General features: G+C 35.7%; 14 protein-coding genes. 9 read left to right on the top strand and 5 right to left on the bottom strand.

Annotated features, from left to right (window positions below; all coding sequences use genetic code 11):
* Positions 1–46: 46 nt before the first annotated feature.
* Both DKG80_RS10835 and DKG80_RS10830 read right to left on the bottom strand, forming a co-directional pair.
* Positions 47–1,114 carry a DUF3179 domain-containing protein gene (locus tag DKG80_RS10835; protein WP_109831363.1) on the bottom strand — a complete coding sequence of 356 codons (1,068 nt, stop codon included), beginning with the start codon at positions 1,112–1,114 and terminating at the stop codon, positions 47–49.
* Positions 1,111–2,049 carry a transporter gene (locus DKG80_RS10830; RefSeq protein ID WP_162555824.1) on the bottom strand — a complete coding sequence of 313 codons (939 nt, stop codon included), beginning with the start codon at positions 2,047–2,049 and terminating at the stop codon, positions 1,111–1,113. The genes DKG80_RS10835 and DKG80_RS10830 overlap by 4 nt, the downstream gene beginning before the upstream one ends.
* A gap of 97 nt (positions 2,050–2,146) precedes the next feature.
* On the opposite strand from DKG80_RS10830, the gene DKG80_RS10825 reads away from it, so the two are divergent.
* Positions 2,147–2,560 carry a thioredoxin family protein gene (locus DKG80_RS10825; RefSeq protein WP_109831361.1) on the top strand — a complete coding sequence of 138 codons (414 nt, stop codon included), beginning with the start codon at positions 2,147–2,149 and terminating at the stop codon, positions 2,558–2,560.
* 170 nt (positions 2,561–2,730) lie between these two features.
* Here DKG80_RS10825 and DKG80_RS10820 read toward each other — a convergent pair whose 3' ends face one another.
* The 3 genes from DKG80_RS10820 to DKG80_RS10810 form a co-directional block, all read right to left on the bottom strand.
* Positions 2,731–3,174 (bottom strand): Dps family protein, encoded by a 444-nt coding sequence (locus DKG80_RS10820; RefSeq protein WP_109831360.1) that lies wholly within the window; start codon positions 3,172–3,174, stop codon positions 2,731–2,733.
* Between the two features lie 174 nt (positions 3,175–3,348).
* A complete protein-coding gene (locus DKG80_RS10815; protein WP_109831359.1) occupies positions 3,349–4,077 on the bottom strand; it encodes a polyprenol monophosphomannose synthase in 729 nt (242 codons plus the stop codon).
* Positions 4,078–4,150: 73 nt separating this feature from the next.
* Positions 4,151–5,542: a type III PLP-dependent enzyme domain-containing protein gene (locus DKG80_RS10810; protein ID WP_109831358.1), complete on the bottom strand. Its 1,392-nt coding sequence runs from the start codon at positions 5,540–5,542 to the stop codon at positions 4,151–4,153.
* Between the two features lie 506 nt (positions 5,543–6,048).
* On the opposite strand from DKG80_RS10810, the gene argS reads away from it, so the two are divergent.
* The 8 genes from argS (at position 6,049) to ftsY (ending at position 11,576) form a co-directional block, all read left to right on the top strand.
* A complete protein-coding gene (gene argS, locus DKG80_RS10805; protein ID WP_109831357.1) occupies positions 6,049–7,836 on the top strand; it encodes an arginine--tRNA ligase in 1,788 nt (595 codons plus the stop codon).
* 48 nt (positions 7,837–7,884) lie between these two features.
* Positions 7,885–8,778 (top strand): 1,4-dihydroxy-2-naphthoate polyprenyltransferase, encoded by an 894-nt coding sequence (locus tag DKG80_RS10800; RefSeq protein ID WP_109831356.1) that lies wholly within the window; start codon positions 7,885–7,887, stop codon positions 8,776–8,778.
* Between the two features lie 158 nt (positions 8,779–8,936).
* The gene (locus DKG80_RS21465; RefSeq protein ID WP_109831727.1) at positions 8,937–9,044 is read left to right on the top strand and encodes a hypothetical protein; all 108 of its coding nucleotides are present in this window, start codon (positions 8,937–8,939) and stop codon (positions 9,042–9,044) included.
* A 420-nt stretch (positions 9,045–9,464) separates the two neighbouring features.
* Entirely contained in the window at positions 9,465–9,815 is a 351-nt protein-coding gene (locus DKG80_RS10790; RefSeq protein ID WP_109831355.1) for a translation initiation factor, read from the top strand.
* A 139-nt stretch (positions 9,816–9,954) separates the two neighbouring features.
* Positions 9,955–10,191 carry a 50S ribosomal protein L28 gene (rpmB, locus tag DKG80_RS10785; protein ID WP_109831354.1) on the top strand — a complete coding sequence of 79 codons (237 nt, stop codon included), beginning with the start codon at positions 9,955–9,957 and terminating at the stop codon, positions 10,189–10,191.
* Positions 10,192–10,204: 13 nt separating this feature from the next.
* Complete coding sequence (gene rpmG, locus DKG80_RS10780; protein ID WP_109831353.1) at positions 10,205–10,387, top strand: 50S ribosomal protein L33; 183 nt, start codon at positions 10,205–10,207, stop codon at positions 10,385–10,387.
* A gap of 2 nt (positions 10,388–10,389) precedes the next feature.
* Positions 10,390–10,542, top strand: coding sequence for a DUF4295 family protein (locus DKG80_RS10775; RefSeq protein ID WP_109831352.1), 153 nt, complete (start codon positions 10,390–10,392; stop codon positions 10,540–10,542).
* Between the two features lie 80 nt (positions 10,543–10,622).
* Positions 10,623–11,576, top strand: coding sequence for a signal recognition particle-docking protein FtsY (gene ftsY, locus DKG80_RS10770; RefSeq protein ID WP_109831351.1), 954 nt, complete (start codon positions 10,623–10,625; stop codon positions 11,574–11,576).
* The last annotated feature ends 30 nt before the right edge of the window (positions 11,577–11,606 follow it).

Here is an 11,606-nt window from a genome sequence, read left to right as displayed (position 1 = left end):
TCTTCAATTTAAAAAGACATATTGAATTGGACTAATCAATCTGTGATCAAGGAACATATATTTCCGTATTAGGGTAAAAAGCAGGCCATGAAAACCAATACCCGATAAATGATTCTGTAGGTTCGAGTTTCTCTCCAGTGTTAGGGCCAGAAACAGCTTTACCAAAAATATCATAAGTGTTTCCAAGTTGATCTTTTAAAATTTCACCATTCGAAAAGCCATTTTCTTCAGAATGTGAATCAGGAAGCTCAAACTCTAATTCAGTGGTTTCAATTTTTTTGATTTTAAATGAGAGAATAAAATTTTGTTCCGTTTGTCCCACTATTACCACTTTCTCATTTTCTATAACATCATGAATTACCAGATTGTTTATTTGATTGAATCTGTAAACTTTGACTTTGTTGTCTACTATTATTCCGTGAACTCTTTCTTTTCTATTTAATGAGGTGTTTTCATTATTTACCGGAAAAATAAGAGAGCTGCTCGTTTTGTAATCTCCATATGGGTATCTATCATAATTACGAGAATGTCCAGTGTTAGTAGAGACTACTTTAGTGTTAGGATAAAAGGTCTTCCAAGTTTTCCATGTAGTTTCAACAAGTTGATGAGTAACTATCGTTTCTCCGATCTTTGTACCATTCACACTTTTTAAGCCTATTTGTGACCAGTTACTGTCGGTAGCTCGATCATATGGAATCAGATTACTATTGTATAGTAGGCCTGATACACCAAAAGTCGTCTTATTTCCGTCCAATATTCTGTCCCAACCTATTGCAGTCCCAGTTAATGGACAATAAGTAATAGCAATACTCTTATTCCCAATATCATCATTGATAATTTCATGCCAATCCAGAATCTTGTGAGGGTATGCCCTTATTTCGTCTTCATCAATGATTCCTATGATTAGATCTTCATCTTCAAGATATCCTGCTGTTTCAGCTTCTATCAATTCAGGGTTTATAAGTGCAGGAATACCATCTTTTCCAGGACCTCCATCTCTGATTTCGTTTATTGGTATTAGCCAATCTCCGCTAATGCTAGCAGACTCATTAGCTTCATCACACGACCAAAATGTTAGTAAAATAAGTACTGCTAGAGGAAATGTCATTTTCATAGTTTTTGGGTTTGAAAGGTGTAAATAATTGAAAAGTTAAGTCTCATAGTTGGAGTAACTTGAGTTCCTTCTACATATGCATAAACAGGGATGTCAGCCACTGAACTGAATATCATTTCTGGTAAAATATTCCAGCCAATGCCAGGCCTGAAGAATAGCCAATTACCCCCAGTACTTGGGACATTATTATTTTCCACTTGATCAGAATCAACTGTTCGGTATCTAAGTCCTAGAGAGGGAGTAGTAATCAGTTTGCCAATAATTAACTGATCTGCAATTCCTAAAGTCATTTGAAACTCATTTCCAAACTCATAAGTCTGCGTATCGAAATATTCATTGTTACTTCCTGTGGAACGGTAGGTGGTTACCAAGGATAAAGTAGTAGAGGGGCGACTTTTTAAATTTTCTTGTAGGCTTAGCCAATAAATAATATCCCATGAACCAGATCCTGGTTGCATGTCGGCATTAAGAGTAAGGCCTCTATCATTGATTTCGGTTGTAGAACCAGTAGGTAACTTTACTCCTATGCCCAATTGATAGGATCGGAAAAAACTGTATTTGCTTAAAAATACTATATCTCCGATTCCATTTGATGAATTAAAACTAGAAGGTTGTCCTATAGGAGTTATTTCACGTTCCTGTCTGACATATGGAATTAGGATATCGGCAGAAAATTTTTTGTTAAAAGAATATCCAAACTGCGTCAATGCTGTATGAGTTATTCTTTTACGAGTATTATTGTCTAGTTTATTATTCCCGTCTTGAAGAGTATTGAGAAGGTTGAAATCATAACTTAAAAAAATCTGCCAAGTCTTAGCATCAGATAGAGGTAATCCAAGGTTGTTGCTGATAGGAACTCCTCCAGAGCAACAGGATTGTGCTGCGCTTTGAAATGGTAGAAGTATTATTAAAAGAATGATAGACAATGTTTTCATGCTCCTATTAAACATCGGATAACAGAAGAAAATTCACTGGAAGGAATTATTTCTTCTAAAATGTCGTTCTATCAACAAGAAACTTATCCACGAAGGCATGAAGAAATTATACGTTTTAATCCTCTTATTTCTCAGTTTTTCAGCTAGTGCTCAAATACAATGGGTGACACTAGAGGAAGCTCAACTACTTGCTTTAAAAAATCCAAAACCTATTTTTATGGATTTTACTGCTACTTGGTGTGGATGGTGTAAAAAGCTCGACAAAACTACTTTTGAGGAAGAACGAGTGGTGCAAATGCTAAGTACAGACTATTATGCTGTGAAAGTTAATTTTGACGACAAGTCTTCAATTACTTTGGGAGGAAAATCATATGATACGCACAAGGAGTTAGCTAAGTCATTTGGTATTACAGGCCTTCCGACGATGGTGGTTTATGATTCAGAAAAAAAGAAGTCAAAGACAATTGTTGGGTATAAGAATGGGAAAGCACTCATTAGAGAGCTTAAATGAGTTTATATTGGAAGAGAGTCTTGAGTTAAGACTTTAAGTAAAAAGTTAATACTACTTATAAAACTTTTTCTTTATACGCAATTTATAAACAATGGTTAGTAATTTTTGTGACAAAAAATAAAGCCTGGATCAATGATCACAGGCTTAGTTTTGGATTATTTTTTATGCTTTTACTTGAGCCATGCTTTGTACATCCAAAGCGTTTTCTCTTGTTCTTCTATAAATGCAGACATTTGATCCTCCGTACCTCCATCATCTAAGCTGCCAGCAGTTTCTTTGATATCTTTTTCCTTAGCTATAATACTTTGAAGATTGTCAATTATTGTTTTTACAGCTGTTTCACCATCATGTACATTTTTGACTGGTTTGATCTCTGCTGTACTTAAATAATCTTCAAAAGCATGAATCGGGGTACCTTCTACCGTTAAGATACGTTCTGCTATATCATCGATTTTAACAGCTGTATCATTGTATAACTCTTCAAATTTTGCATGAAGCTCAAAGAATTCACGACCTTGTATGTTCCAGTGAAAACCTCTTAGATTTTGGTAATAAATTTGAAAGTCAGAAAGTAGACTATTCAATTTTTCGATTATCTCTTTATTGTTTACCATGGTTAATAATGTTTTTATTCACACAATTATACGGTCACGACTAAGAGGGGTCTGAAAATACTAATAAGAAGAATCAATCTTCATATAGCACCTATTGATTAATATTGATTGTAAACGATTTTGAAGTTATATGCCTTGAGTTTCAACTAAGGTTTAGAATTATTTTTGATGAACTTAGTGAGGAATGTATTTCTTGAATAAGCTGCTCAATTTCATTTGGATTACACCAAAAACTGCTTCCTTGAAGATTCCTTTAGACATTTTACTAGTACCTTTTGTACGATCTGTAAATATGATAGGGACTTCCTGAATGTTGAAACCAAATTTCCAGGCCGTGAATTTCATCTCAATCTGAAACGCATACCCAATAAACTTAATAGCACTAAGATCAATCGTTTCCAGAACTTTTCTAGTATAGCACTTGAATCCAGCAGTGGTGTCATTGATAGACATGCCTGTGATAAACTGAACATATTTGCTAGCAAAAAAAGACATAAGAACCCGATCCATAGGCCAGTTTACTACGTTGACACCGGATACGTATCTAGAGCCAATAGACATGTCCGCACCATTTTCGCATGCTTCACGTAAGCGAATTAAGTCTTTAGGATTATGAGAAAAGTCGGCATCCATTTCAAAAATGTATTCATATCCATTATCAAGAGCGTAGTGAAATCCAGTAATATATGCAGTACCTAGCCCTAGCTTTCCTTTTCGCTCTATGATATGAAGACCTCTGAATTTTACTTGAAGCCTCTTTACTATTTCAGCAGTTCCGTCAGGAGAGCCGTCATCGATGATTAATACTTCAAAATCAGCATTGAGGCCAAAGACAGCATTAATAATGTCTTCGACGTTTTCCTTTTCATTGTAGGTGGGTATTATTACTAGGCTTTTGCTCAATACTATTTTTTTAAATAATCCGGGAAATTAGTATAAACCTCCCAACGAGGCAATTTATGAAAGGTTTCGGCTACTATTTATAGCCTAAAACCTTTAACATTTCTTCACTAGATTGTTCTTCTGCAAATAACCAGTCAATTTGATTGCCTTCATCATCGAGGTCTATGATCACGTGTTTGGGTGCAGGAATTAAACAATGTTGGATACCTCCATACCCTCCAAGTGATTCTTGATAAGCTCCAGTATGAAAGTATCCGAAGTACATAGTCTCTTTCTCATTGATTACTGGAAGAAACACTTCAGCTATATGAGCTTCGGAGTCATAATAGTCCATACTATCACAAGTCAGGCCGCCAATGTTTACCTTGTGAAAGTGGTTTTTCCATAGGTTTACAGGGAGCATAATGAACTTAGAATTTAGCCCCCAGACGTCCGGCATATGTGTGATGAATGAACCATCCATCATATACCATAATTCCTTATCATTTTGCAGCTTTTGATCTAATACAGAGTAGATAGTAGCGCCACTTTCTCCGACTGTAAAGCTTCCAAATTCAGTGAATATATTCGGGACAGGGACATGATTCTTATTGCAAATCCATTTAATATTCGAGATGATTTCTTCGGCCATGTATTTGTAATCGTATTCAAATGCCAATGAGTTTTTGATTGGAAATCCTCCGCCTATATCTACAGAGTCTAGTTCAGGACATATTTTCTTTAGTTCACAATATTTATACATAAAACGGCTTAGCTCACTCCAATAATAAGCGCTATCCTTGATGCCAGTATTGATGAAGTAGTGTAGCATCTTAAGTCTACACTTGGGGTTGTCTTTGATTTTATCCTTATAGTAGTCTACTATGCTATTGTATCGAATGCCAAGTCTCGAAGTGTAAAATGCAAAATTGGGTTCTTCGTCTGATGCAACTCGAATGCCAAGGTCGAATGAATTTTCTACTGTGTCTACGTAATGATCCAGTTCATTGATATTGTCAAGTATAGGAATGCAATTTTTAAAACCTGAATTGAGTATTTCGGCGATTCTCTCCAGATATAAAGGGCGCTTGAACCCATTGCATATAATGTATGTGTTTTTGTCAATTAATCTTTCCTTGTATAGGTTGTCAATGATTGCTATATCATAGGCTGAACTAGTCTCAATATGTATGTCATTAGTGAGAGCTTCTTCAAGTACGAATTGAAAATGAGAAGACTTAGTACAATAGGCGTATGTGTAGGAGCCTTGATAGTTCAACTTATCAATTGCTTCATTGAAGTATTTTTTTGCCAGTTGAATCTTTTGAGAAATCTTAGGTAAATAAGTCAACTTAAGAGGTGTACCATACTTTTCTATCAGGTGCATAAGGTTTACACCATTGAAGTGGAGGTTATCCTTTTTGACCTCAAACTCTTCCGTAGGAAATTGGAACGTTTGGTCAATTAAGTCAGCATACTTTTTCATTAGCAATTCATAAATAGAGTAAATATTTGAAAGTTGGAAATGTGTCAATAGTGGGTGCTATTGAACCGACCAATGCCTAGCATTTTTCGGGCTCAATTTTTGAGCGCAACAAATATGATTAAAAACCCAGATTTTGAGACTAAAAACTTGTTGTCTGATAAGAAAAAAGTACTCCTAGTGATGCTTTACCGAGGAATTGTTGTGGAATTCAGTTGTTTTAAGAGGTGAGGTTGTTTTAGAATTAACCATCTAGCTCAAAACTGTACGAAAAGCTACAATGACACTCATGAAGAAGTATATGAGTTGTCAAATACTTACAGGACAACCAAATTCGATCTCAATATCATTTAATGAGATCTCAATGAATCAATACTCCCAGACCCAAAGTGAGTGGTATCTTCGGAACTCCATTTAAACTGACCAAGGACTACGGAATTAAACCTAATAGGCTATCGCCCTGCGATTAAAAAAATCCTTTTCTTTGCGGTTCTAAATTTTAAGATGATATGAACGTAGCATCAGATATTCAATTAACACTTTCAGAGGGACTGAAATCCTTATATGATCACAATGTTGACGCAGGCCAATTGGCTTTGCAACCAACAAGAAAAGAGTTTGCAGGGACTTACACTTTCGTGACATTTCCATATGGGAAGATTTCAAAGAAGAACCCTATGCAAACAGCAGAAGAGCTAGGAGAATTCCTCAAGTCTAATTGTAAGGCGGTAGCCGGTTATAATGTCGTAAAAGGTTTTTTGAATATCGAACTTGATGGATCGATATGGAATAGTATTCTGAATGGGATTTTAGATGACAAAACGTTAGAAACCCCAGTTTCTAATGGTAAAAGAATGATGGTAGAATATTCTTCTCCGAATACGAATAAACCGCTTCATTTAGGCCATCTCAGAAATAATTTCCTTGGTTATTCCGTTTCGAAAATTTACGAAGCATTGGGCTATGATGTTGTTAAAGTTCAAATCATAAATGATAGAGGAATACACATCTGTAAATCTATGATTGCTTGGTTGAAATTTGGAGATGGAGAAACTCCTGAATCAAGTGGGCTCAAAGGTGATAAGCTTGCCGGTAAATACTATGTGGCTTTTGATAAAGCTTACAAAGAGGAAATAGCTAAACTTCAAGAAGAAGGTATATCTAAAGAGGAAGCGGAAAAACAAGCCCCTCTATTACTAGAGGCTCAGGAAATGCTTCGAAAATGGGAGGCGAAAGATCCTAAAGTCTACGCTCTATGGCAGAAAATGAACGGTTGGGTCTATGATGGGTTCAATACTACCTATAAGCAAATGGGAGTTGAATTTGACAAGCTTTACTATGAGTCAGATACTTATTTATTGGGTAAGGATGAAGTAGAAGCTGGTTTAGAAGGAGGTCAGTTCTTTGAAAAGGAAGATGGATCTGTTTGGATTGACCTGACAGCTGATGGATTGGATGAAAAGATTGTTCGTAGGTCCGATGGAACTGCTGTTTACATGACTCAAGATATTGGTACGGCTATTCAGAGGAATAAGGAATTTGAAGGTCTTGAAAAAATGGTCTACACTGTAGGGAATGAACAGGATTATCATTTCAAGGTACTTTTCTTGATTTTGAAAAAACTGGGATACAATTGGGCTGATGGATTATATCATTTGTCGTACGGCATGGTAGACCTTCCATCGGGAAAGATGAAGTCTCGTGAAGGTACGGTAGTGGATGCAGATGATCTGATGACAGAGATGGTGAAGACGGCTGAGGATCATACCAGAGAACTTGGCAAAATAGAAGGTTTTACTACCGAGCAGGCAAATGAACTTTATGATACGCTTGGGCTAGGAGCATTAAAGTATTTCTTACTCAAGGTGGATCCAAAGAAACGTATGCTTTTCGATCCTAAAGAGTCTATCGAGTTCCAAGGGAATACAGGTCCATTTATTCAGTATACACATGCACGTATTTCTGCGATAAAAAGGAGAGCAGATGAATTGGGTATAACTTATGGTGCTGTTGATACTGGGTTGGCTTTAGATTCTATAGAGTCAGAACTGATTTTCTTATTATCTGATATTAAGTCTAAAATATCATTAGCAGCAGAAGAATACAGTCCTTCTATAATAGCACAGTATGTATATGACTTAGCCAAAGATTACAATAAATTTTATGCAGAGAAGCAGATCTTCGGCGACGATAATGATAAAGTAGTTCAATTTAGAGTAGCTCTATCTGTACAAGTAGCTCGTCAGATTAAATTTGGAATGTCGCTATTAGGTATCAAGGTGCCAGAAAGGATGTAAGTAGTTGATTGCTATAAATCATAGGTCAGAGATTTAATTTTATTTCTAATGAAAAAATGGATTCAGGCTTTTAGGCTGAGGACACTTCCGCTATCGTTGTCATGTATTCTTATGGGGAATTTTCTGGCTGCTTGGGTAGGGAGGTTTGATTGTTGGGTTGGATCTTTGACTATTCTGACTACTGTCTTTTTACAGATTCTTTCGAACTTGGCCAATGACTATGGGGATTCTATTCATGGTGCGGATTCTGACCATAGAGAGGGGCCATCTAGAGCAGTACAAACAGGTAGTATTACTCTTGTTCAAATGAGAAAAGCTATCTACTTGTTTGCAGGGCTTTCATTATTATCAGGTATTCTTCTTATATGGATAGTCTTTCAAGATCAAATAGTAATAGCATTGTCATTTCTAGCTTTGGGTTTGATGGCCATTTATGCAGCGATTACTTATACAGCGGGTAATAATCCTTATGGATATGTAGGTTTAGGAGATATATCTGTATTTATTTTTTTTGGTTTAGTAGGAGTAGTAGGTTCATATTATATGCAGACCAAATCTTTTAATTCAATTATACTACTGCCAGCGATTAGTTCAGGTTTTTTAGCTACAGGAGTTTTAAATGTCAATAATATTAGAGATATAGAATCAGACATTAAGGCAGGTAAGCGTTCCATACCAGTTCGTATAGGGAGAAAGGCAGCTGTTGCTTATCATACTATTCTGATAATTGGAGCTATTATAACGGCTCTTTTGTTTACTGGCTTAACTTTTACTTCTTGGGCACAATTTCTTTTCTTGTTGATTACTCCTTTATTGTTGAAGAATGTTGTTGCGGTTAGATCCAAAACCAATGCAATGGAGTTAGATCCCTATTTGAAGCAGTTAGCAATCAGTACATTACTATTTGTATTGTTATTCGGATTAGGGTTAAACCTCACTTAGTCATAACTTAGAATCTATTTATTACATTAATTCTGAATTATATATTGACTAATAGTAAAATGTCGACATTTTGAATTTCTGGTGTAATCTTTTTGGTTGATTGGTAGTCTTAGTAGTAAAGCCAATACGTTAAGGCTGTTGTTGTAAACTTAAACCATATCAATCATGTATACTTCAAAAATTTCTACACTAATAGTAGTAGTACTTTTATCTGCGAGTTTTGCTTTCGCAGGAACCAAAGAAAAAGCTGTTTTAAAAGCCATTGAAACTGTAGAAAATGGCTCTCCAGATGACTGGAAATTATTAGCTGCTCAAGCGCAATATCTTATTAGTAAGAATGCAGGTTATAGTCAAGCGAAAGACTGGATAGATAAGTCGATAAGCATTAAAGAAGATGCCTACAACTTTGAAGTTCTCGGGGACTATTACCTTAAAAGTAATCTACCTTCAAAGGCTATGGAAAGTTATGTAAAAAGTATCCAGCTTACACAGCAGCAAAAAGATGGAGGAGATATTTCAAGAGTTCAATTCAAACTATCTAAACTCTATCCTAGTAGTTGAACTTATATATAGCTAAGTGAATAAATAGTCAGCAAGTTTACTGGACTTTTCTAGTTCAGGTACTTGCTGTTTTTGTTTTATAACTATAGTAAGTTGATTAGTCTAATAAGTGCTAATTTTGGATTATGGCTAAAAAGAACAAGTTTAAGAATAGAGTAGGTGTAGTTTATTCTACTGATGATTCTTTTGACTACACAGAAGATGAATGGGGTGAGGAAGAAACATTAGCTCCTTCAGAGCAAAGTCTAAAGGTTATGCTGGATAAAAAGAATCGTGGGGGAAAGCAAGTAACTCTAGTGACTGGATTCGTAGGAAATACGGAAGACTTGAAAAACTTAGGCAAACTTCTTAAATCTAAATGTGGAGTAGGAGGTAATGTTAAGGAGGGGGAGATCATGATTCAAGGAGATTTTAGAGATAAAGTTCTTGAAGTTCTATCTAAGGAAGGTTATAAAGCTAAAAAGTCTGGAGGCTAATAAGTTGAATACTTGACTGTTGAAGGTGAACTTCTCTTTAAAATCTTTATGAACTTTTAGAGTCTCTTCGTGATTTTCAATAAAGTTTCTCTATATTTGCACTCCGATTTTTGAAAATCGAATAAAAAGACGAGAAGAGATGTCAAGAGTTTGTCAAATAACAGGTAAAAGGCCAAGAGTAGGAAACAACGTTTCCCATGCCAACAATAAGACTAAGAGAAAGTTCTATCCGAACCTTTTCAAGAAAAGATTTTATATCCCTGAGGAAGATAGATGGGTGACGTTGAAGGTATCTTCTACTGCGTTGAAAACAATCAACAAGAATGGTATCTCTGCGGTATTGAGAAAAGCAAAAGCTAACGGCGTAATACTATAATCAATAGAGTAAGATGGCTAAGAAAGGAAATAGAGTACAAGTAATCCTAGAGTGCACTGAGCATAAAAACAGTGGTCAGCCTGGTACATCTAGATATATTACGACTAAAAACAGGAAGAATACTCCTGATAGAATCGAATTGAAGAAATACAATCCGATCTTGAAAAAATATACTGTTCACAAAGAAATTAAATAAAGATGGCTAAGAAGGTAGTTGCAACGCTGAAGAAAAAAGATGGTGTAAAGTACGCTAAAGTGATCAAAGCAGTTAAGACTGAGTCTGGTGCTTACTCTTTCAGAGAAGAGATTGTGACTGAAGATAGAGTAAAAGAAGTATTAGCTTCTAAATAATCTTAGTCATTTCAAAGTATTTTTAAGTCTCCTGGTTCTGTCAGGAGACTTTTTTATTTTCTATAAACCACTGTACCCTTATGGCATTGTTCAAGATTTTTTCAAAGGAGAAAAAGGAAACTCTAGATAAAGGACTAGAAAAGTCTAAAGAGAGCTTTTTTAATAAGTTAGGTAAAGCAGTCGCAGGTAAAACAACTGTAGACGATGAGGTCTTGGATGAGTTAGAAGAGGTGTTAATTACATCTGATGTAGGAGTAGATACGACTGTAAAGATTATAGAACGTATCGAAGATCGAGTCGCTCGTGATAAGTACCTAGGGTCTGAGGAGCTAAATCAAATTCTCAAAGAAGAAATAGCTGGTCTGCTCTCAGAAAATAATACAGAAGACTTAGAAGATTTTGATGTTCCTAAACATGATGGCCCTCATGTTATTCTTGTGGTTGGTGTGAATGGAGTAGGAAAGACAACAACTATAGGGAAGTTGTCATCTCAGTTTCATAAAAAAGGCAAAAAAGTTATTTTGGGAGCAGCAGATACGTTTAGAGCTGCTGCGGTGGATCAATTAAAACTTTGGGGAGAACGAATAGGTGTTCCGGTGGTAAACCATGGAATGAACACTGATCCAGCCTCTGTGGCTTTTGATACTGCTAAACAGGGTAAAGAGGAGAATGCAGATGTCGTTATAATAGATACAGCTGGCCGCTTACATACAAAAGTTAACTTGATGAATGAGTTGACTAAAATTAAGAAAGTTGTTCAGAAGTTTATTCCTGACGCTCCTCATGAGATTCTACTAGTGTTGGATGGATCGACAGGGCAAAATGCTTTTATACAAGCAAAAGAGTTTACTAAAGCTACAGATGTCTCTGCGTTAGCAATTACTAAACTTGATGGAACTGCTAAAGGAGGTGTAGTAATTGGTATCTCTGATCAATTCAAGATCCCAGTAAAGTATATCGGAGTAGGTGAAGGTATTGATGATCTTCAGGTATTTAATAAAACTGAATTTGTAGATTCTTTTTTTAAGAAATAACAAATACTCATTAAAGATGTATGGGATAAT

Source organism: Reichenbachiella versicolor (assembly GCF_003171675.1).
In the GTDB taxonomy this organism is placed as follows: Bacteria; Bacteroidota; Bacteroidia; order Cytophagales; family Cyclobacteriaceae; genus Reichenbachiella; species Reichenbachiella versicolor.
Note: the sequence above shows the minus strand (reverse complement) of the source record. Positions and strands in the feature narration are given on the sequence as shown.